18 protein-coding genes are annotated in these 21,820 nt (G+C 60.7%); 9 read left to right on the top strand and 9 right to left on the bottom strand.

The genetic code is table 11. The features are described 5' to 3' along the window. The first annotated feature begins 183 nt into the window (after positions 1-183). Positions 184-1,218, top strand: coding sequence for a proline racemase family protein (locus CCGE525_RS37925; RefSeq protein WP_120709386.1), 1,035 nt, complete (start codon positions 184-186; stop codon positions 1,216-1,218). 55 nt (positions 1,219-1,273) lie between these two features. Here CCGE525_RS37925 and CCGE525_RS37920 read toward each other — a convergent pair whose 3' ends face one another. Then, positions 1,274-1,912, bottom strand: coding sequence for a TetR/AcrR family transcriptional regulator (locus CCGE525_RS37920; RefSeq protein ID WP_245472503.1), 639 nt, complete (start codon positions 1,910-1,912; stop codon positions 1,274-1,276). Between the two features lie 331 nt (positions 1,913-2,243). Here CCGE525_RS37920 and CCGE525_RS37915 point away from each other — a divergent pair, with 331 nt between their 5' ends. Genes CCGE525_RS37915 through CCGE525_RS37905 form a run of 3 tightly spaced genes read left to right on the top strand, consistent with a single transcriptional unit; the run spans position 2,244 to position 6,924 of the window. Continuing rightward, positions 2,244-4,316 carry a hydantoinase/oxoprolinase family protein gene (locus CCGE525_RS37915; protein ID WP_120709451.1) on the top strand — a complete coding sequence of 691 codons (2,073 nt, stop codon included), beginning with the start codon at positions 2,244-2,246 and terminating at the stop codon, positions 4,314-4,316. 38 nt (positions 4,317-4,354) lie between these two features. After that, positions 4,355-6,088 carry a hydantoinase B/oxoprolinase family protein gene (locus CCGE525_RS37910; protein WP_120709384.1) on the top strand — a complete coding sequence of 578 codons (1,734 nt, stop codon included), beginning with the start codon at positions 4,355-4,357 and terminating at the stop codon, positions 6,086-6,088. Then, positions 6,085-6,924: a sugar phosphate isomerase/epimerase family protein gene (locus CCGE525_RS37905; RefSeq protein WP_120709383.1), complete on the top strand. Its 840-nt coding sequence runs from the start codon at positions 6,085-6,087 to the stop codon at positions 6,922-6,924. The genes CCGE525_RS37910 and CCGE525_RS37905 overlap by 4 nt, the downstream gene beginning before the upstream one ends. Positions 6,925-6,980: 56 nt before the next feature. Here the strand turns inward: CCGE525_RS37905 and CCGE525_RS37900 are convergent, their stop codons facing one another. Then, complete coding sequence (locus CCGE525_RS37900; RefSeq protein ID WP_245472501.1) at positions 6,981-8,243, bottom strand: NAD(P)/FAD-dependent oxidoreductase; 1,263 nt, start codon at positions 8,241-8,243, stop codon at positions 6,981-6,983. Next, positions 8,233-8,439: a tautomerase family protein gene (locus CCGE525_RS37895; protein ID WP_281024695.1), complete on the bottom strand. Its 207-nt coding sequence runs from the start codon at positions 8,437-8,439 to the stop codon at positions 8,233-8,235. Before CCGE525_RS37895 ends, CCGE525_RS37900 begins: the two co-directional genes overlap by 11 nt. A gap of 130 nt (positions 8,440-8,569) precedes the next feature. On the opposite strand from CCGE525_RS37895, the gene CCGE525_RS37890 reads away from it, so the two are divergent. After that, entirely contained in the window at positions 8,570-9,361 is a 792-nt protein-coding gene (locus CCGE525_RS37890; RefSeq protein WP_120709381.1) for a shikimate dehydrogenase family protein, read from the top strand. Here CCGE525_RS37890 and CCGE525_RS37885 read toward each other — a convergent pair. The 3 genes from CCGE525_RS37885 to ydiJ all read right to left on the bottom strand — a co-directional run bounded on the left by CCGE525_RS37885 (position 9,358) and on the right by ydiJ (position 14,419). Further along, positions 9,358-10,104: a GntR family transcriptional regulator gene (locus tag CCGE525_RS37885; protein ID WP_245472499.1), complete on the bottom strand. Its 747-nt coding sequence runs from the start codon at positions 10,102-10,104 to the stop codon at positions 9,358-9,360. The genes CCGE525_RS37890 and CCGE525_RS37885 overlap by 4 nt on opposite strands. A 488-nt stretch (positions 10,105-10,592) precedes the next feature. Beyond that, the gene (locus CCGE525_RS37880) at positions 10,593-11,324 is read right to left on the bottom strand and encodes a FadR/GntR family transcriptional regulator (protein ID WP_162950479.1); all 732 of its coding nucleotides are present in this window, start codon (positions 11,322-11,324) and stop codon (positions 10,593-10,595) included. A 74-nt stretch (positions 11,325-11,398) separates the two neighbouring features. Next, positions 11,399-14,419, bottom strand: coding sequence for a D-2-hydroxyglutarate dehydrogenase YdiJ (gene ydiJ, locus CCGE525_RS37875; protein ID WP_120709379.1), 3,021 nt, complete (start codon positions 14,417-14,419; stop codon positions 11,399-11,401). 97 nt (positions 14,420-14,516) lie between these two features. On the opposite strand from ydiJ, the gene CCGE525_RS37870 reads away from it, so the two are divergent. The 3 genes from CCGE525_RS37870 to CCGE525_RS37860 are packed head-to-tail and all read left to right on the top strand — an operon-like array spanning position 14,517 to position 16,208. After that, the gene (locus CCGE525_RS37870) at positions 14,517-15,266 is read left to right on the top strand and encodes an SDR family NAD(P)-dependent oxidoreductase (RefSeq protein WP_120709378.1); all 750 of its coding nucleotides are present in this window, start codon (positions 14,517-14,519) and stop codon (positions 15,264-15,266) included. Then, positions 15,259-16,005 carry an SDR family oxidoreductase gene (locus CCGE525_RS37865; protein WP_120709377.1) on the top strand — a complete coding sequence of 249 codons (747 nt, stop codon included), beginning with the start codon at positions 15,259-15,261 and terminating at the stop codon, positions 16,003-16,005. Before CCGE525_RS37870 ends, CCGE525_RS37865 begins: the two co-directional genes overlap by 8 nt. 8 nt (positions 16,006-16,013) lie before the next feature. Next, positions 16,014-16,208 (top strand): hypothetical protein, encoded by a 195-nt coding sequence (locus CCGE525_RS37860; protein WP_120709376.1) that lies wholly within the window; start codon positions 16,014-16,016, stop codon positions 16,206-16,208. Between the two features lie 171 nt (positions 16,209-16,379). On the opposite strand, the gene CCGE525_RS37855 is transcribed toward CCGE525_RS37860, so the two are convergent. Genes CCGE525_RS37855 through CCGE525_RS37845 form a run of 3 tightly spaced genes read right to left on the bottom strand, consistent with a single transcriptional unit; the run spans position 16,380 to position 19,526 of the window. Next, positions 16,380-17,309: an electron transfer flavoprotein subunit alpha/FixB family protein gene (locus CCGE525_RS37855; RefSeq protein WP_120709375.1), complete on the bottom strand. Its 930-nt coding sequence runs from the start codon at positions 17,307-17,309 to the stop codon at positions 16,380-16,382. Between the two features lie 23 nt (positions 17,310-17,332). Next, positions 17,333-18,082 (bottom strand): electron transfer flavoprotein subunit beta/FixA family protein, encoded by a 750-nt coding sequence (locus tag CCGE525_RS37850; protein ID WP_120709374.1) that lies wholly within the window; start codon positions 18,080-18,082, stop codon positions 17,333-17,335. A 10-nt stretch (positions 18,083-18,092) separates the two neighbouring features. Further along, a complete protein-coding gene (locus CCGE525_RS37845) occupies positions 18,093-19,526 on the bottom strand; it encodes an aldehyde dehydrogenase family protein (RefSeq protein WP_120709373.1) in 1,434 nt (477 codons plus the stop codon). Between the two features lie 199 nt (positions 19,527-19,725). Between CCGE525_RS37845 and CCGE525_RS37840 the strand changes: the two genes are divergently transcribed. Further along, entirely contained in the window at positions 19,726-21,810 is a 2,085-nt protein-coding gene (locus CCGE525_RS37840) for a hydantoinase/oxoprolinase family protein (RefSeq protein ID WP_120709372.1), read from the top strand. The last annotated feature ends 10 nt before the right edge of the window (positions 21,811-21,820 follow it).

Below are 21,820 nucleotides of genomic sequence, written 5' to 3'. Positions count from 1 at the left end.
TATGGACGTGCAATCGGTCTCCGAAAAGCTGAATATTCTCCTGGTCACCGCTGATCAGATTTCGGCAGGCGTTTCCCTAAGGTGGAACGGCGATCCTACCTACCATTTGACGACTGACGGAGGGACTCTGGATGTCGATCCAATCCTACAAGTGGGCTGAACGCCTGCAATCAAGGGGCCTATATGATATTCGACCGAAAACTTGAAATTCTCCAGGTTCATTGCGAGGGGGAAATCGGCAACGTGCTTGTCGCCGGCGCGCCGGAAATTCCGGGCGCAACAGCGCTGGAGAAGATGAACTACATCAACAATGTCGACGACAGCCTACGCCGTTTCGTGACCTTTGAGCCGCGCGCGAATGTTGCTATGACCGTCAATCTGCTCTTGGAGCCCACGCGTCCCGACGCGGACGCTGGCTTCATCGTGCTTCAGGCCGACCGTGCGCATGCAATGTCTGGTTCCAATTGCATCTGTGTGGTGACGGCGCTGCTCGAAAGCGGCCGCGTGGCCATGGTCGAGCCGGAAACGATCGTGCGTCTCGACATGCCAGCGGGGCTGGTCACGGCGCGCGCCCGCTGCGAAAACGGCCGTTGCCTCTCGGTCAGCATCGACAATGTGCCGGCCTTTGCGGAAGTCATCGACCAGGAGATCGACACTCCGCGTTGGGGTCGCATCAAGGCCGACATCTGCTTCGGCGGTGTCTACTACGGCCTGGTCGATGTCGAACAGGTCGGGCTGACCATCGAGCCGAACAACGCGCGCGCACTCGCCGAGACCGGTATCGAGCTCAAGGCGCTGCTCGCCGAGCAGGTCAAGGTCAAGCATCCGACGCTGCCGGGCGTGGACGAGATCGCCTATGTCATGTTCCGCAGCCAGGAGCCTGATGGGGCGGTTCGGACCTGCACGACGCTGAAGCCTGGTCGCGTCGACCGCTCGCCCTGCGGTACCGGCAGCTCGGCCAATCTCGCAAGCCTGCATGCGCGCGGGCTGATCTCGGTGGGAGACACGAAGGTCTCGCGCTCGATCATCGGTGGTGAATTTCTCGTCCAGGCACTGGCGGAAACCGAAGTGGGCGGACGCAGGGCGGTCATCCCGCGGATCACCGGCCAGGGTTTCGTCTACGGCAAGCAGCAATTACGATTGGTAGACGATGATCCATTCGCCAAAGGATTTGCGCTTTCCGATACCTGGGGTCCCCAAGTGCATCTTCTCGACTGATACCTCCCAAGGGTGCCTCGGCTCCGTGCTTCTGAGCACGGAGCCAATTTTTTCCTCAACCGGATGTCTGCGGTTTGCGCAAATAGGCGATCGTCATGTCTACGGCTATCTGCCGCTGAGAGGCGACGGCGTCGGGTTCCGCCAGATTCTTCTCCAGCACGATCCCCAGCGTGTGCATGTTGGAAAAGTAGAAATAGCCAAGCGCCGAGATCGAGATATAGAGGTGCTTGAGGTCGATATCGGCCCGGAATAGCCCTTTTTCCTGGCCGTCTCGGACGACCTTTTCCATCTTTTCGAGCAGCGGCGTGTAGAGCAACTTCACCGACAGCGTCTCTTTCAGGAACCGCGCGTTCAGCACATTCTCGTGCGTCAGCATCCGCACGATGTGCGGATTGTTGGCGAAGGTGTCGAAGGTGCGCTCGACCAGCTGCTGCATGCAAACCAGAGGGTCCGGATCATCGAGATCGATTTCGTGCTGGGAGGCGCGCATCTTCTCGTAGGTGCTCGCCAGGCTTGCGGTATAGAGCTCTTCCTTGCTGTTGAAATACTTGTAGATCAGGCTCTTGTTGGTCTCGGACTGCTCTGCGATCGCATCGATGCGCGCCCCGTCGAGGCCGCGTTCGGTGAATTCCTCCATCGCGAATTCGATGATGCGGCTCTTTGTCTGCTCGGGATTGCGGATACGTTTCTTCACTGCCGCCTCTTGGTCTGTTGCGCCCCGCTTGGGCGGTCGCTTTCTATCCATTAGCAAAGAACGTCACGATCGCAAATCGTCAACCGAAAAGGCTCGCGGAAGAGGTATGAAGCCCTCGCAAGTCTCTGTAAACACACAAAAAATCAACGTGCCGAGTGGATTTTCGGTTGACGGACGGCTCCCTGTTCGCTAGCAGTGTCACTATTAAACTAAATAGTTCTATAACGGGAATGGAAAGCCCGGTCAACCGCTGTTGTGGGCTTGGCCGACATCTCCGGACGGAACCCGCATCTTCGATTTTTCACAGGCGCTAACGCGCGAGGAGGCAGCAATGAACAGTGCACGCATCGGCGTGGATATTGGCGGAACCTTCACCGATCTGGTTCTCTTCGGGGATGGCGGCGAGACATTCTTCACCAAAGTGCCGTCGACTCCGGCCCAGCCCGAGGAAGCGGTGTTGACCGGCATTCGCCAAATTACCGAGACGGCTGGCGTTGCGGTCTCGACCGTGGCGGAAGTGGTGCATGGCACGACAGTGGGTTCCAATACGCTGCTGCAGAAGGTCGGTGCGAAAACCGGCCTGATCACCACCAAGGGCTTCCGCGACGTGCTGGAGATCGGGCGCGTCCGTACTCCGACAATGTTTGACCTGAGTTGGGAAAAGACCGTGCCGCTGATCGCCCGCCGCTACCGCATGGAAGTGGACGAGCGTTCGACAGCCGACGGCCGCATCCTCAAGGAGGTTGACGAGCAGGAAGTGATCGAGATCGGCCGCTTCTTCGAAGCCGAGGGCGTTGAATCGGTTGCCGTCTGCTTCATTAATTCCTACCGCAACCCCGAAAATGAAAACCGCGTTCTCGAGATCATGCGCGAACATTTTCCCGACATGTGGGTAACGGCCTCGGTCTCCGTATTGCCCGAGATCCGCGAATATGAGCGCACCTCTACGACAGCGGTGAATGCCTATGTGCTTCCATCGCTGCGCGCCTATTTCGAACGCCTCGAAAATGGCCTGAGGGACATCGGCGTTTCCGCGCCGCTGCTGATCAGCAATTCCAACGGTGGTCTCTCCAGCGCCCGCATGGCGCAGGAAAAGCCCGTCTTCTTCATTTCCTCCGGCCGCTCGGCCGGCGTTGTCGGCGCGGGCCGGCTTGGCGAAGCGGCGGGTGAAAAGGACCTCGTCGTGTTCGACATGGGCGGCACGACCGCGTCCGCCTCGCTGATCCACAAGGGCGAGCTGTCGCGCGCCAACGAATATGAATTCCGCGCCGGCATCTCGACCCCGAGCCGGTTCATCAAGGCGGGCGGTTACCTGATGCGCGTTCCGACCGTCGACGTGGCGGAAGTCGGCAGCGGTGCCGGCTCCATTGCCCGCATCGACGAGGGGGGCCTTCTGCATGTCGGGCCGATTTCGGCGGGCGCCGTTCCCGGCCCGGTCTGCTACGGCATCGGCGGCACCTCGCCGACCGTCACGGACGCCAATGTCGTGCTCGGCTTCCTGCCGCCCGTGCTTGCCGGCGGCAGCATGAAACTCGATGTGGAGGGTGCTCGCGCGGCGATCAGCCGCGATCTCGCCGACCCGCTCAAGCTGTCCATCGAAGACGCCGCCTTCGGCATCCGCGAAGTCGTCAACATCAACATGGCGCGCACCATCAAGGCGGTGACCGTGGAGCGCGGCGTCGATCCGCGCGACTTCGCGATCCTCGCCTTCGGCGGCTCCGGGCCGGTGCATGCGTGCGATCTTGCCCGCACGCTCGGCATTTGCCGCGTCATCTTCCCGCGTTCACCGGGTGTCTTCACCGCAACCGGCATGCTCGCGGCCAAGGTGGAGCGCTATTTCCTGCGCAGCCTCAACGGCCGTCTCGATCAATTGCCGATCGCCGAGGTCAATGCGCTCTTGAAGGAGATGCGCGCCGACGCCCATGCCTCGCTGGCGGAGGAAGGCTATAGCGACGACCAGATTGAGTGCACTTTCGAAGCCGACCTGCGCTTCAAGGGGCAGGATTTCGAAATTCCGGTGGCGCTCCCCGAAACAGTGACCGAGGCGGACCGCGCAAACCTGCGTGCATCGTTCCGTGAAGCCTACAAGGCGATCTACGGCTATGCGTCGGACGACGGCGTCGAGATCGTCAACATCCGCCTCAACGCCGGCGGCACCAGCGGCAATCGCTTGGCCTTCACGGCGCACAAGCCGGAAGACGGTCCGGCGGATGTCACCACCCGCCAAGTCTATTTCTCGCGCAAGGACGGCTGGATCGATACGCCGATCCACCAGCGCGCCACCTTCCGTGGCGGCGCCGTCGGACCGCTGATCATCCAGAGCCCGGATACCACCATCGTCGTGCCGCCGGGCGCCAAGGCCGATCTCGATGCCTTCGGCAATGTCGTCGCCACACTCGCCTGAGACCCGTTTGGCCTGAACCCATTCAAGGAGCTGTTCCCATGGCCCAGAAAACCAATGATCCCATCACCTTCGCCGTCATCAAGAACGCGTTGGACACGATCGTCGACGACATGGCTTTTGCCGTCATGCGCACCGCGCGTTCGCCGATCGTGCGTGACGTTCTCGATTACTCTGTTACCCTGTGCGACAAGCATGGCCGCATCCTGTCGCAGGCGAAAACCGTCGCTTTGCATCTCGGCGCCGTGCCGGATGCCATGGCTGTCATCATGGAAGAATATGCGGACGATCTCGCCGAAGGCGACGTCATCATCTTCAACGATCCCTATGAAGGCGGCATGCATCTGCCTGACATCTTCATGATCCGGCCGATTTTCCACAGCGACAACAGCCTGCGCGGCTTCTCGGTCGTCATCGCGCATCATTGCGATGTCGGCGGGCGCGTCCCCGGCTCCAATGCGGCCGACTCCACCGAGATCTACCAGGAAGGCCTGCGCATCGCGCCGATGAAGCTCTACAGCAAGGGCGTGCGCAACGACACGCTGATGCGCATCATCGAAAAGAACGTGCGGCTGCCGGAACTGGTGTTCGGCGACCTCGAAGCCCAGTTCGCCACCTGCAATCTCGGCGAACGTGAACTCCTGCGCCTGATCGAGCGCTATGGCGCCGATGAACTCGACAGCTATTTCGACGATCTGATCGACTATGGCGAGCAGCTGACGCGTGCAGCGATCCGCTCCTGGCCGGATGGCGAATACAGCTTCGAGGATTTCATCGACGGCGACGGCTTTTCCACCGATGCCATTCCGATCCGCGTCAAGCTGACGGTGAAGGGGGATCATCTCGACGTCGATTTCGCGGGCTCTTCTCCGCAGGTCAAGGGCGCGATCAATTCGACGCTGTCGTTCGTCAAGTCCGCGACCTATCTCTCGGTGCGTTGCGCACTCGATGCCGAAGTGCCGAACAATGCCGGCGTCTACCGCTGCATCACGATCTCGGCGCCGGAGGGCTCCATCCTCAATCCGCAGATGCCGGCGGCAGTCGCTGCCCGTGCTCTCACCGGCTACCGTGTGGTCGATACCGTGCTTGGTGCTTTGTCGCAGATCGCGCCGAAAAAGGTGATGGCGGCAGGCGAGGGCGGCAACACGGTTCTCGCCTTCGGTGGCTGGGACAAGGAAACACGCGAACCCTTCGTGCTGGTCGATATGATCAACGGCGCCTGGGGCGGCCGCTGGAACAAGGATGGCGTGGAGGGTGTCACCAACCCCTCGCAGAACATGTCCAACCTGCCGGTCGAAACGCTGGAAGTCCGTTATCCGATGATGATGGACGAATATAGTCTCAGGCCCGATTCCTGTGGTGCCGGTGAATTCCGGGGCGGCCTCGGGCTCATCCGCCAATATCGCCTGCTCGCGGAGGAAGCCGTGCTGCAGATTCGCGCCGACCGGCATGATCACGCCCCCTACGGCCTGTTCGGTGGCAAGCCAGCCGCAAAATGCGTCAACATCCTGGATCCGGACGGCGAGAGCATCGTCCTGCCCGCCAAGATCACCCGCACGATTGGGAAGAATGTCGTGGTTCGCCACGAACAGGCCGCCGGCGGTGGATATGGCGATCCCTTGAAGCGCTCGCTCGATCTCATCCGCGACGACCTCATTAACGGAAAGATCAGCCGAGCTTACGCTGAAGCCCATCATGGGGTCGTCTTCGCAGCAGATGACACTTCAATCGACGAGGGAGCAACTGCAACGCGCCGGAAGGGAGCCGCTCAATGACCGCTTATGACCTCTCCCGTTTCGCCATCAATCAGATCACCACGCCGAAATGGTCGATGCCGCAGGCAATCGAAGGCTATGTCTCGCAGGGCATCCCTGGCATAGCGGTCTGGCGTCACTTCCTCGACGACTATGGGGTCGAGGCGACTGTGAAGCATCTGCGTGATGCCGGCATGTGGGTGGCATCGCTATGCACCAGTGCCTGGGTCAACGAGACCGATCCGGCCCGCTTGCGCGCGGCGATCAACGCCAACAAGCGCATTCTCGACCAGGCGGCCGCCATCGGTGCTCCTTGCGTGGTCATGGTGGTGGGCGGATTGCCGATCGGCGACAAGGATCTCGGGGCGCAGCGCCAGCGCATCCGCGATGCGCTGGTGGAGCTCGCCCCCTATGCCCGCTCGGTCGGTGTCAAGCTGGGCCTCGAACCCCTACATCCAATGTATTGCGGCGATCGCAGCGCAATGAACCTGATAACCGAATGCAACGACATGATCGATGAACTCGGAGACGAATCGACCAGCCTCGTTGCCGACGTCTATCATTGCTGGTGGGATCCCGCGTTCGAGCGGGAGTTGCGCCGGGCGGGGCCGCAGCGCATTCAGACCTTCCACTACTGCGACTGGCTCGTCCCGACCCGCAACCTGCGGGACCGCGGCATGGTTGGCGATGGCGTGATCGACATCCCGCGCATCCGCGGCTGGCTGGACGATATCGGCTATGACGGTCCTTTCGAGCTCGAGCTGTTTTCCGAACTCGACTGGTGGGAGCGTGATCCGGCAGAAACGGTGCGCATCGCCATCGAGCGCTGCGGCCCGCTGGTCGGCCCACGCCGCTGATAACGAAGTTCCGGGAAAGGGAAAGGGCGTCGACTGCGGTCGACGCCCTTTTAACATTAGAACCGGTTCGACCGGTAAGGTGACATGTCGATGGGCGGTTTGCGGCCGGCGACGAGATCGGCGACAAGCCGGCCCGTCGTCGCGCCAAGCGTCATGCCGACCTGGCCGTGGCCGAAGGCGAGCACGACATTGTCATGTGCCGGCGCCTTGCCGATGACCGGCATGGTGTCCGGCATGAAGGGGCGCGGCCCCATCCACTGCTTGCCGCCGGAAATATCCAGCCCCGGGAGAACGGCCTTCGCCTTTTCCGCGATGATGTTGGCGCGATCGAAATTCGGTTTCGGATCGAGCCCTGCCACCTCGATCGTGCCGCCGATGCGCAACCCTGTTTCCATCGGGGTCAGCACGAAGCCGCCATTGGCATAAAGCACCGCATGGTTGACCGTGACAGCCGGATTGGGCAGGTGGTGGTGATAGCCTTGCAGGGCCGCGAGCGGCACGCGGATGCCGATATCCCGGGCAAGCTTGCCGCTCCAGGCGCCGGCAGACAGCACGAGGCGCTTCACCTCGACCTGCTCGCCGCCGCCGAGACGGATTGCGGTAACTGTTCCGCCCTTAGCGACCAACCCGGAGACGGAGGCCTTGAGTAGCGAACCGCCGCGCGACAGGAAGAATTCGGCAAGCCTGTTGCGCACGATGCCGGGATCGGAGAACTGCAGCCAGTCTTCCAGCAGCAGGCCACAGGTGATCGGTCCCGACAGCGCCGGCTCGACCGCCCTCATATCGTTGGCGTCGAGAAAACGGTGGTTGAAGCCGTTGGTCGTGCGCAGTTTCCAGCTGAAACTGTCGCCATCGATATCGGCCTTCGAATTGAAGGCCATGATGTTGGGGGTGTTGACGAGCTTGTCGGAGAGCCCGGCCGTTTCGAGGAGCGCGCGATAATCCTGCTCGGCGCGCTGCAGAAGCGGCGTCATGCCCGCCACGATCTCCAGCACCTTCCGGCGCCGCCCCGACCATAAAAAGCGCATCAGCCAGGGCATCTGGCTGATCATATCGCCCGGACGCACGAAGAGCGGGCTCTTCGGATCCGACAGCCATTTGGGGATCTTGGGCAAGATGCCGGGCTTGGAGATCGGCACGATCTCGCCTGTCGCCAGCAGGCCGCAATTGCCGTAGCTCGCCGCTTCCGTTTCCAGGCCGCGATCCACGAGTTCGACGCGAAAGCCTTCGTTCTGCAAGGCAATCGCCGAGCACACACCGACGATCCCGCCGCCGACTACAGTAACGTCTGTCACAGCCGCATCACGATCACTTTGCATGGGCTTTTGCTGCATCGATCATGACGCCATTCTTCGCCCAACTGCTGCGCTCATATTCATTGAAAACGATCTGCACATCGTCTTCGGCACACTTTGCGATCCTCGCAAGCTCCCGTGTGAAAACCTCAGCGATTTCAGTCTTTTGCTCATATGTTCTTCCAGCAAGCATGTCGACACGCACAACAGGCATTTTCAAACTCCTAGCGCTGCAAATTCGGCTTTCGTTACCAATATTGCATATCTAATGTCGACATTCCATAGACAATATGCAAGATAGTCCGGCGGGCATCCGCTAAAAAGGCAATCGGTTTCTAAGGGCACACCTAATGATGATTTCGGGAACGACGAAGATATTCTTTATGCTGGCCCACCCGATCGCCCATGTCCGCACACCAGAGGTGATCAATCCTGTGTTTTCCGCGCGCGGGATCGACGCAGTCATGGTGCCCGTCCACTTCAGTCCAGAAGATTTTGCGGCTGGCTGGGAGGCGATGAAACGAATGCGTAACCTCGGCGGGCTTGTCGTCAGCGTCCCGTTAAAGGAGCAGGCCTACGCACTCTCGGACGAAGCTGAGGCTGCGGCCGAAGAGCTGGGCGCTGCCAATGTGATCAGGCGGGACCCTGATGGTAGAATGGTCGCAACCAATATGGATGGCCCCGGTTTTCTCCAAGGTGTGCTGAATGACGGCAAAGACGCGCAGGGCCGCAATGTGCTCCTCGTCGGTGCCGGCGGCGCCGGTAAGGCGATCGCGTTTGCTCTTGCGCGAAGCGGCTGCAAAGCTCTACGGATCTCCGATGTTGATCGTATGCGGGCAGAGACGCTCGCTGCAGACGTCTCAGTTCGCTACCCAGGTCTGGTTGTAACGGCGTCGGAGCCCAACCTCCAAGACGCAGACTTGCTTGTGAATGCTACACCTTGCGGCCTACACCCGGATACGGATCCGCTACCGATCGACATATCTCAGTTGCGGCCCGAGGTCATGGTCGCCGACATCGTCATGAAGCCGCGAGAAACGCCACTCCTAAGAGCCGCAGCTGCACGCGGGTGCCAAGTTCGATATGGTGCAGGGATGCTCGACTCGCAAATTGCGCTGATGGTTTCTTATTTCGGTTACTAGCCAGCGTTGGTTTTGTATTCGAGGGACAGCTTGGCGGTAAGGTTTTGGTTCAGGAAGTCCATAAAGCGACCCCTGAATTGGACCGCGTGCAAATGGGCTTCGTGCTCAGCGCGATCAGCATCCTTCTTTTCAATCGCATCAATTATAGCACGGTGGGGCGTCGCCATCTCGTCAAGTGTCAAACTGGAATCCGAAGCTTGATACTGGAAATGAAAAAACAACAGCCTCCGCCCCTCCTGTAGAAGCCGCCGATAGGAGTCGGCAAAGTACGAATTGCGACAGGCGCCGGCGATTGCCATATGGAACTCAAAGTTCTGTTCGATCATGTCGATGGAGTCGCCTGATTTGATCGCATTGGCGGCCTCCCGCTCGTAACCTTTCTCAGTCTCGTGAATTCTGACGAGATCGTCCGGCGTGCGGTGTAGCGCTGCAAACCGCGTGACGACACGCTGCATCAGATCCAGCGCATCGAGAAATTCCGGCATCTTGTCGAACTCCATGGGCGCCACGATGACGCTACGGTTGGGTAGAATTTGCACCAGGCCCTCGCCGGAGAGCCGCACAAGCGCCTCCCGGATCGGCGAACGAGAAAGCTTGAAGCGCTGGCTGAGACTAACTTCATCGAGTGATGTGCCGGGTGCGATAAGGACTCTCAGAATGTCATCACGGAGTTTCTTATAGACGCGGGCGCTGCCGGTTTCCTTCCCGCCGCTGACATTTTCAACTTTCCGCAACTTTTCCAAAATTACTCTTTCTTTTTCAACTCGGCATCATCAGAACCGGGAAACTATCACTCTCTCGCGTACGGATGATGGTACTGCCGATGCCCGGTCCGTCACGGAACATCTTGCCTGCTGTACGAACAATTGTCGACAGTGATATCACAAGTCCGCTCAGCAGACGTGTTTTATGACGGAAGCAAAAGGCATTGGCTCGCAAACACCGCTTTCATCTGCGGTCTTTTCTAATTGGAATATTCTCCGTGGGCGCCGTCCGAATCGGCGGAAAGCATCATGATGATGCCGACCGAACGCGGAAAAATTGGTGGAAGCACCTTGGGCAAACTCTTGTCCGCGTGTCTGGGCGTGCCGTGCTCAACTTGTTTTGTAACGAGACGTGCCAGGAGCGTTGCCACCCTCGAACCAGGGAACGAAACACCCCGTCCCTTCGATGCCGCTGTGGCCATTTGACACTCTTTTGTTCGTCCGCACTGCGGCTCCCGGAAATGATGTTAGTCAGCGATTTCCACGATCTGGGGCTCGTTCAGCATTGCCCGGTATCTGGTGAGGCTTTCTTCGAGATGGGCCGCAAGCGCATTTTTCGCAGCCTTCGGGTCGCCCTGGGTGATAGCTGCGAAAATCGCAGCATGTTCCTTGTTTATCTTTTTTAGATAGGCCTGATGCGTGCGTGCCGAGTGGCGGTGTTTCATGACCAGGTCGAAACTGATCTCACTGAACACGGCCTGAAGAAACTGCGGGAAGTGCGGGTTGCGTGTTGCACGGGCAATCGCGAGATGGAACTCGAAATCGGCTTGTGCTTCGACCTCGGCGTCTTCGCTCTGAAGATTGTCCAGATGGTCGAACGCGCGGGCGATGTCGGCCAGAGCTTCGGGCGTGCGCCGTGAAGCCGCGAGTGCAACGGATTGCATTTCGACGCCCAGGCGAAGTTCGAGAATTTCCATCGCCGAGCGAATGTCCTCGATCCGGCTGATCTCAAAGTTGAGCGTCTTGGAATCGCGCTCCGTGACATAGACACCATCGCCCTGGCGCGACGTGACGCGTCCGGCAACCCTCAGCGACGTGAGTGCTTCACGGACGACCGTTCTGCTAACGCCAAATTCCTCGCATAATTGCGCGCTCGACGGAATTTTTTCGCCCGGCGGATAGATGCCGGAATCGATTCGGCTTGTGAGTTGTGCGACGACGATCTCAGCCAGGTTGCCGCGCTGCGTGATAACTGACAACGATTTCTCCCGAGAAGCATACATGTAATTCATCACATATCACATATCTTGCGTCAGTGCCACCGCCGCGCCTGTTATGGCTGCTGAAGGTCGTGGAGGAATTCGATCGGATGGCGAAGGCGACGATCATTGGCCTTTCGCACTTGGGATTGGCAAGAAAAGCCAGTCGCGAGCGGCTCGGCGCCATCTGCGCGATCCATTTCCTTCCCCCAACTCATAGCGTAAATCCGCTCGGACAGCTCACGGTTTCTGACCTCGTGCCCAAATGTGCCCGCCATTCCGCAGCAGCCGACGGGTGGAATGGACAGGTGAACGCCAACGCTTTCGAACACAGCCTCCCAATCCTTCTTCGACGAGGCGGCGTTCGTCCGCTCGGTGCAGTGTAGCAGAAGACGCGCTTTCAGGCCTTGCCTGCGCGAAAGCTGGCCCAGGCGCGCGCCGAGCGATATCAGCCATTCCTGTGGCAGAAGCACGGTGGGTACCGCTTTGACGAGGTCTTTGTACTCCGACCTGAAGGCAAGGGTCATCGAAGGATCGAGACCGACGAGCGTGCTGCCGGTCGACGCCAATGCCGTAAGGTTTGCGGCGTTCCGTCTTGCCGTCTTCTCGAACCGCTGCAAGTAGCCATGCACATGGAGCGCCTTTCCATTCGATATCGAGCGCCGGACGAAGGGATGGAGACCAAGCTTGCGTGCGAGGGACACTGCGGCGATGACCAGCTCCGGATTATAATAGCTGGTGAACGCATCGACGACAAAAACAACGGAATTCGCGCGATCGGGCGCAGGCAGGCCGCGAAGGTTTTCGGGCGTTGCGGCCTCAACGCCCCGGCGCCGTAGCTCGCGCCATAGGTCGACGGTAGGCAATTCGGGGAGCGCGGTAAGGCCGAGCAAGCTCATGGCGAATTGCCCCAGCCGCGATCGAACGACGACATTATAGGCTCGACGGACGCGGGCAAGCCAGGGGAGGACCTGTTCCATTGCGGCGACGATCGGATCCTTAAGCGGTCTGAGGTAGCGCGCATGGTAGAGCTCAAGAAATTTGGAGCGAAAATCCGGCACATTGACTTTGACGGGACACTGCCCGGCGCATGCCTTGCAGGCGAGACAATTGTCTACGGCCTGTCGAACCTCATGGGAAAAATCTGTGCGGTTTGCGGGGTTCAGCGAGTGCCAGACCCGGACCGGCACGCTGAGCAGACGGTCGCCAGATCCGATCAGGCGTTTCGCGTCCAGTGGATTGGCCCTGGCCCCGCCGAGCAATCGCAGCCATTCCTTGAACAGCATGGCACGGCCCTTCGGCGAATAGCGGCGGTCCCGGGTTCCCTTATAGGAGGGGCACATAGGGCTGTCCGCCTCGAAGTCGAAGCATGCGCCGTTGCCGTTGCAGAACGAGGCATTGCCATAGGAAATGCGTGCGTCCGCGGCGATCACCCGGTCCATTTGCCCTCGCAGTGGGGGCTCATCGATGCGGATCAGCGGCGTGGAGCGGGCGGTCGCGATCTTGCCCGGGTTTAGTTGGTCGTACGGATCGAAGGCACGCTTGATGTCATTCAGGCTTTCGTACAATTCGCCAAAGTATTCGCGGACATATTCCGATCTGACGCCCTTGCCGTGTTCACCCCAAAGTACTCCGCCATATTTCCGGGTCAGGTCAACCACGGCATCGCTGATGCGGCGCACGAGCGCCTCGTGTTCGGGCCGCGTCAGATCCAGTGCGGGTCGCACATGCAGAACGCCGGCGTCCACATGTCCGAACATCCCGTAATCCAGTCCCTCGGCATCGAGCAGTGCCCGGAATTCGCGGATGTAAGAGGCGAGGTTTTCGGGAGGGACCGCCGTATCTTCCACGAAGGCCACGGGTCTCACGGGGCCATCGACATTGCCCAGCAGCCCGACTGCGCGTTTGCGCATCGTCCAGATGGCTTCGACGTCCTCCGCTTGGTCTGCAATGGTGTGCCCTCTTCGCCCTGTGCCGCCCGATTGTTCGAGGGCCGCGGTAACCGATGCGAGCTTCGAGGCGAGGCCCTCCCGATCGTCTGCGAGGACTTCCACAATGTTGATGCCGTTCGTCTGTCCGTCGTCCGGGAAGAAGCGGCCGATGGACGACCAGACAATGTCTCCCTTGGCGAGCCGGAGAACCTTTTCATCGATCGTTTCCACCGACGCCACTCCCAGCGCGGCGAGCGCCCTTGCATCCTCCAGAGCGGCGTTGAAGTCATCGTATCGGATGTTTATGACAGCAGCTTCCGCCGGGATCGGCAGCAGATTGAGTTCCGCTTCGGCGATGAAGGCGAGCGTTCCCTCGGACCCGCAGATGATGGAGGCCAGATCGAACCTTCCGTCATCGCGCATGACATGGGCGAGGTCGTAACCCGTCATGTACCGGTTCAGCCTGGGAAAAGTCCGGTCTATGAGATCTTTCTTCTCGATTTGGATGGTTCGCGCGACCCTGTGGATTTCGCCGATCCTGTCGGTGCGGGCGATGAGCCGCGACAGTTCCTGATCGTCCGACGGGCGCGCCCACCAGTCCGTCCCGTCGGTGAGCGCGATGCGCAGGCCGAGAACGTGATTGCTCGTCTTGCCGTAGACGCACGATCCCTGGCCGCAGGCATCGGTGCTAACCATTCCACCGATCGTCGCGCGGTTTGACGTCGACAGTTCGGGTGCGAAAAACAGTCCATATTGCCGAATTGCCTGGTTCAGTTGATCCTTGACGACGCCCGCTTCGACCCTCGCGATCCGGTTGTCGACATCGACGGAGAGGATGCGGGTCATGTGGCGGGAGCAGTCGACCACAAAGCCGCGCGTCAGCGACTGGCCGTTGGTTCCGGTGGCGCCGCCGCGCGGTGTCATGATGATGTTTTCGAAGCCGGGTTCGCCGAGCGTTTTTGCAACCAGGCGAAGATCGTCGCCGTCCTTCGGGTAGAGGACTCCGGCGGGCATGATTTCATAGATCGAGTTATCGGTTGAGGCGACGATCGCGCTGGCTCGCCCGGTTTCGATGTCGCCACGAAAGCCTCGCTCGATCAGGCGCTCGAGGAACCCGGGCGACGGTGGCTCGAATGCTCTGTCCAGCGTCAGGCGAGGGATCATAGGTCTCTCCAAAAATAGCTTGTGGCGGCGCTCGAATTTAGCATATAAGTGATAACATACAAATGAAATTAAAATTCAAACGGTCGAGGTGAACGATATGCAGCAGCAGAACGTGATTATCGTTGGCGGAGCGTCAGGGCTCGGGCTGACGACCGCAAAGCTGATGGTCGAGCGCGGTGCATCAAAGGTCGGTCTCATTGATCGCAACGCCGAGCTTCTGGCCAGTTCTTCCGAAGTATTGCGCGCGATGGGGGCGGAAGTGGCGACGGCCGTGGCCGACATCGCGCGCGCGGAGACAGCGCATCGCGGATTTGCCGAGATCGCCGACAGGCTGGGACGGATCAACACCCTCGTCAACAGCGCCGCCATTTATCCGCGCCGTCCGATCCTCGAGATCTCCGATGAGGAGTGGGATCTGGAAAACGCCATCAACATCAAGGGCACATACCATATGATGGTGGCCGCGGTGCGGCACATGCGCGGCTTCGTCAACCGCCCCGAAGTCACGGGTCGGATCGTCAATGTCACCTCCGTCGACGCCTTCAAGGCGCATCCGCAAAATGCCCACTATGCGGCCACCAAGGCAGCGGTGGTCTCCTTGACGAAATCGTTCGCCCAGGAATGCGCCGCCGACGGCATTCTCGTCAATTCCGTCGCGCCTGCAGGTTTCGCCACCGACCGCGCCAAGGAGCTCGGCTTCCTGCCCGAACTCGCCAAGGCGAGCGCCTTGGGCCGCGCAGCCGAGCCGGTCGAGATGGCCGAATGGATCGTCATGATGGCAAGCAGCCGCAATACCTATGCGACAGGCGAGAACGTGGTTATCAGCGGGGGCTACATCTATGTCTGACCGCCTGCCATACCAGACCGCCGTCGTCACCGGGGCCACGAGCGGCATCGGCCGGGCAACCGTCCTCAAGCTGCGGCAAATGAGGCTTGAAGTTTACGCCATCGGCCGCAATGCTGCCGCCCTCGAAGAGCTTGCCGCGTCGTCAGGCGCAATCGCCGTACAGGCTGATGTTCGTGACACGGACGCATTCGCAGCCCGGTTTGCCGACATCGAAGTCGATATCCTCGTCAACAATGCCGGGATTCTGTCGACGCGGGCGTTGTTTCACGAGATTGATCCGGCCGAAATCGATGCGATGATCGATGTTAACCTTAAGGCGCCGATGCATCTAACCCGGACGGTTCTTCCGGGCATGGTCGCGCGCAAGTGCGGTCATCTGATCTTCGTCGGTTCAAGCGGCGGCCAAGCGCCTTATCCCTCGATGAGCGCATATGGGGCATCGAAAGCTGGCCTGAGCCTCTTCTGCGATAACCTGAGATGCGATCTGCTGGGCACGTCGGTGCGCGTCACCGAGGTCGTGCCGGGGCGTGTCCAGACGGATCTCTACCGCACCGCGTTTGTCGACAACCAGGCCCAGGCCGTGCTCTATGACGGCTATCGGCCTATCCAGCCCGAGCATATCGCGGCGGTCATCGGCAATGCCATCGAGCTACCCGTATTCGTCGACGTGGCGCGGGTGGAAGTCTTCCCGACCGATCAGGCGACGGGCGGCGGCACGATGGTCAAGTTTCAGCAGTAGGGATGGGGATGGCAGACTGTCAGAAGCCAACGGGCGAACAGCCGAAGCTGCAAGAAAATTATCGGCGCGTCGCTCTGCGAGCCATCGCGGCCGCCTATGCCATCAAGCGGCCAGTGCACGCGCCTGTCCTCGATGATGTGATCATCGGTCAAACCCACGCGGCCGGCGGCTTCTGGACGCCGACGCATGATGACGATCTCTAGCCGGATCGGCTTCATCGATACCGGCACGATCTCTGTGGCCATCAAATGACAGTGTCTGCCTAGCGCGAAAACACCGCGACCCTGTGCGGTGAGCCTCTTGCACGTCCCGATCAGAACTTCCTGGCAGTCCTGATGCCGTCGCCCGCTCCCGTCAGGAAGCGGGCGACGGTTTCAAAACGACCGATCAAGCTCTGGCAGGGCGTCGAATAGATCGGCAACGAGGCCGTAGTCGGCGACCTGGAATATCGGCGCCTCCTCGTCCTTGTTGATGGCGACGATCACCTTGGAATCCTTCATGCCGGCCAGATGCTGGATGGCGCCGGAGATGCCGCAGGCGATATAGAGATCGGGCGCCACCACCTTGCCGGTCTGGCCGACCTGCCAGTCGTTCGGGGCATAACCGGCATCGACGGCGGCACGGCTTGCGCCGACGGCTGCACCCAGCTTGTCGGCGACCGGCAGGATGACTTCCTTGAACTTCTCGGCCGAACCGAGCGCCCGGCCTCCGGAGATGATGATCTTCGCCGACGTCAGTTCCGGACGGTCGGAAGCCGACAGCGCATCCTTGACGAAGCGCGACAGCCTCGGATCGGAAATCGCCGGGATCGCCTCGACGGCGGCAGAGCCGGTTGCCGCGGCGGAAGCGAAGGAGGCGGTGCGCACGGTGATCACCTTCCTGGTATCGCTTGCCTGCACCGTTTGGATGGCATTGCCGGCATAGATCGGTCGCTTGAAGGTGTCGGATGAGATCACCTCGATGATTTCGGAGACCTGGGCGACGTCGAGCAGGGCAGCGATGCGCGGCAGCACGTTCTTGCCGGTCGAGGTGGCAGCCGAGAGGATCGTGTCGTAGGAACCGGCCAGCGAAACGATCAGGTCGGAAAGCGGCTCGGCCAGATTGTTGGCGAGTTCGTCGCTTTCGGCCAGCAGCACCTTCGAAACGCCGGAGAGTTTTGCAGCGGCATCGGCAGCGCCCTTGGCGCCCTTGCCGGCGACCAGCACATGTATGTCCGAGCCGATCTTTGCGGCCGCGGTCAGCGCCTTGGCGGTCTGGTCGGAAAGGCTGGCGTTGTCGTGGTCGGCCAGAAGAAGAATGGTCATGATGTTGTTCTCTCTTTCCTGGCTTAAAGCACGCCGGCTTCGTTCTTCAGTCTGTCGACCAGCTCAGTGACCGATTTGACCTTGACGCCGGCCTTGCGGCCGGACGGCTCCTCGGTCTTCAGCACCTTCAGCCGCGGCGTGGTGTCGACGCCGAAATCGGCCGGGCTTTTCTTGTCGAGCGGCTTCTTCTTGGCCTTCATGATATTCGGCAGCGAGGCGTAACGCGGCTCGTTCAGCCTGAGGTCCGAGGTGATGACCGCCGGCAGCGTGACTTCGATCGTCTGCAGGCCGCCATCGACTTCGCGGGTCACCTGGGCTTTGCCGTCACCGATCTCGATCTTCGAGGCGAAGGTCGCCTGGGCGGTACCCAGCAGCGCTGCCAGCATCTGGCCGGTCTGGTTCGAATCGTCATCGATCGCCTGCTTGCCGACGATGACCAATCCCGGCTGTTCGGCATCGGCGACCGCTTTCAGGATCTTGGCGACGGCGAGCGGCTCGACTTGATCGTCGGTCTCGACCAGGATCGCCCGGTCGGCACCCATGGCGAGCGCCGTGCGCAGCGTCTCCTCGGCCTTGGCCGGGCCGATCGACACGACCACCACCTCTTCCGCCTTGCCGGCTTCCTTCAGACGCAGCGCCTCTTCCACCGAGATCTCGTCGAACGGGTTCATCGACATCTTCACATTGGCAAGCTCGACACCGGAACCATCCGGCTTCACCCGGATCTTCACGTTGTAGTCGACAACCCGTTTGACTGGGACGAGAATCTTCATGGGGGGTTCCTTAGGCCAACGTGTAGGCTGTTTTTACTGAGGTATAGAATTCCGCGGCATATCTGCCCTGTTCTCTTGGGCCATAGGAGGATCCTTTGCGTCCGCCGAACGGAACATGGAAATCGACCCCTGCGGTCGGGAGATTGATCATCACCATGCCGGCTTCCGAATTTCGTTTGAAGTGCGTGGCGTGCTTGAGGCTGGTCGTGGCGATGCCCGATGACAGGCCGAAATTCGTATCGTTGGCGACAAAGAGGGCTTCTTCATAGTCCTTGACCCTGATGACAGCTGCCACGGGCCCAAAAATCTCTTCTCGGCAGATCCTCATGGCGTTGCTCGCTTCAGTGAAGAGGGTCGGCTGAAGGAAGAAACCGGGATTGCTCCGTTCGAGCACTTCCCCACCGAACGATAGCTTTGCGCCCTCGGACCGGCCGATGGCGATATAATCGACGTCCTGCTTTAGCTGGCTGGCGTCGACGACCGGGCCGATATGCGTCCCGGCCTTCATGGCGTCGTCGACCACAAGCGTTTTCAGTCTCTCGGTCAGCGCCGAGACGAATTTGTCGTGGATGCCTTCGGTCACGATCAGGCGGGAAGACGCCGTGCAACGCTGGCCGGTGGAGAAGAATGAGGAATTCGCCGCCGCGTCCACCGCAACCTGCAGATCGGCATCATCAAGTACGACAAACGGATTCTTGCCGCCCATTTCGAGCTGAAAACGCCGGTTGTGTTCCACCGAAGCAAGAGCGACGCGTTTGCCGGTCCCCGTCGAGCCGGTAAAGGTGATTGCCTGGATGTCCGGGCTGTCGAGCATGGTCTGGCCGACGATCGAGCCCTTGCCCATCACCAGGTTCAGCACGCCGGACGGCAGGCCGGCCCGATGCAGGATGTCGACCAGCGCCCACGAACTGGCGGGTACGAGATCGGCGGGCTTGAACACGATGGTGTTGCCGTAGCAGAGGGCAGGGGCGATCTTCCATGCCGGAATGGCGATCGGGAAATTCCACGGCGTGATGATGCCGATCACGCCCACCGCATCGCGCGTTATCTCGACCCCGATGCCGGGCCGGACCGATGGCAGCGTTTCGCCAGACAGGCGCAGGGCCTCGCCTGCGAAAAAGTCGAAGATCTGGGCGCCCCTCAGCACTTCCCCGGTTGCTTCCGCCAGGGTCTTGCCTTCTTCACGCGCGAGCAGGGCTCCCAGTTCGTCCTTGCGCACGAGGATCTCGTCGCCCGCTTTCTTGAGGAGGGCATGACGTTCAAGGATCGGCGACCTGGACCATCTGGGAAAGGCGGCCTTGGCGGCGGCGATGGCGGTGAGAGTGTCGTTACGCGTTGCGGCGGCGAATTCGCCCACCACCTCGTTGGTGTTGGATGGGTTGATGTTGGCCGTACCAGTGCTGCCCGACCATTCTCCGGCGATGAGGTTCTTGTGAAGCATCATTGTGCTTTCCGATATCAATGAAGATGAGGTTTCCAGTTGACACATGTATGATAAGTGACATATACTAAGACCGTCAAGCGGAAATACTCTTTCTGGCCTCCGAGCGGAAATGGTGAGGGAGGGGCGGGCCTGTGTCCGCAAGCTGGAAATCCGCTTCAAGGAATGTGAAGCTGCCGACGGACCAGGAGTGGGGAATCAAATGGCAAACAGCGGACCACGAAACTGCCGCGTTGGGGTCGATATCGGAGGGACGTTTACGGATATCGCCCTCGAACTCGATGGCGCGCTGCATTCGACCAAGGTTCTCACCGACTATACGGCTCCAGAACGCGCGATCCTCAAGGGTGTGAAGGCAGTGGCTGAACTGGCTGGAATCGACATGGGCGCGATCCAGCAGTTAATCCATGGTACGACATTGGCAACGAATGCTCTCATCGAACGGCGCGGCGCCAGGACGGCGCTGGTGACGACCGAAGGGTTCCGCGACGTCCTCGAAATGCGCACTGAAAATCGCTTCGAGCAGTATGACCTGAATATATCGCTGCCGCCGGCGCTGATCGAACGCGCGGACCGGTTCGTTGTCCGCGAACGCGTCGATGCGTCTGGCAATGTGCTGCTTGCCTTGGATCTGGCGTCAGTCGCAGTTGTCGTCGACGCGATCGAGAAGGGCGGCTACGAAAGCGTTGCCATCGGCTTCATTCATGCCTATGCCAATGGGCGCCACGAGGCGCTTGTGCGTGATGCGCTGCTGGCCCGCATGCCCGGCCTCTCGGTCTCGATCTCCTCGGAAGTCTCGCCGCAGATGCGCGAGTTCGAACGCTTCAACACCGTCTGTGCCAATGCCTATGTGAAGCCCGCCATCAAGTCGTATCTCGACCGTCTGGTGGTTTCGCTCAAGGAGATCGGCGTCGTCTGCCCGGTCTTCATGATCCATTCCGGCGGCGGCATCGTCTCTGTCGAAAGCGCGTCGGAATTTCCCGTTCGCCTAGTCGAATCCGGGCCTGCCGGTGGTGCGATTTTCGCGGCCGATGTGGCCCGTCACCATGGCCTCGACTCGGTCGTGTCCTTCGACATGGGCGGCACGACGGCGAAGATCTGCCTGATCGAGAACCATGTTCCGAAGACGGCGAAGACCTTCGAGGTCGCCCGCACCTATCGTTTCCGCAAGGGTAGCGGCATGCCGATCTCGATCCCCGTGGTGGAAATGGTGGAAATCGGCGCAGGTGGCGGTTCCATCGCCGGCGTCGACTCCATGCGCCAGATCAGGGTCGGGCCGCATAGCGCGGCTTCCGAACCGGGGCCGGCCTGCTACCAGCGCGGCGGCACCAAGCCTACCGTGACCGATGCAGACCTCATCCTTGGCAAGCTCGATCCCGACAATTTCGCCGGCGGTGCGATCAAGCTCTCGGTCGATGCCAGCCGCAGGGCGATGGCGGACGAGATCGGATCGGAAATCGGCCTCGACGACATCGCCGCAGCCTATGGCACCTGCGAACTCGTCGATGAAAACATGGCCAATGCGGGCCGCGTACATACGGTCGAGAACGGCAAGAACATTGCCGATTTCACCATGATCACCTTCGGCGGCGCAGGCCCGCTGCACGCCGCGCGGCTCTGTGAAAAGATGGGCATCTCGACCTTCCTCGTGCCGCCCGGCGCAGGCGTCGGCTCGGCGATCGGCTTTCTCAAGGCGCCGTTCGGCTACGAAGCCGTCCGCAGCGCGGTGTTCAACCTTTCGCGCTTCGACGCCGCCATTGCCAATCGTCTGCTGGAAGACATGACCAAGGAAGCGCTTGGTTTTGTCGAAGGCGGGCTCGACGGCAAGCAGCCGGTCCTCGAGCGCACGCTGTTCATGCGCTACGCCGGCCAGGGATGGGATATTCCGGTCTCGCTGCCTTTGGCGCGTTTCGACACGGGAAGCGCCGCCCGCGTCACCGCCATGTTCGAGGAAGCCTATGGCCGCTTCTTCGGACGGGCGATCGAAGGCCTTGAAATCGAGATCGTCAGCTGGTCGGTCAAGGCGAGCTCGCCCCTGCCGTCAGTTCGTCGCGTCGACTCGATCGAGGCTGGCAGCCAGGTCGAGGCGGACTCGCGCCGGCAGTTGTTCGATGCAGCCTCGGGCGCGTTCCTCGATGCCGGGATCCACAAGCGCGAAGACCTCTCTGCCGGAGATGTGGTCCGCGGACCCGCCGTCATCGTGGAGAGCGAGACCTCGACCGTGATCACCGCGGCATTCAAGGCGATCGTCCAGCGCGACGACTGCCTGCTCGTAACCCGTCTCTGAGGAATGATCC

Source organism: Rhizobium jaguaris (genome assembly GCF_003627755.1).
GTDB classification, from domain to species: Bacteria; Pseudomonadota; Alphaproteobacteria; order Rhizobiales; family Rhizobiaceae; genus Rhizobium; species Rhizobium jaguaris.
This window is presented reverse-complemented; position numbering and strand designations above follow the sequence as displayed.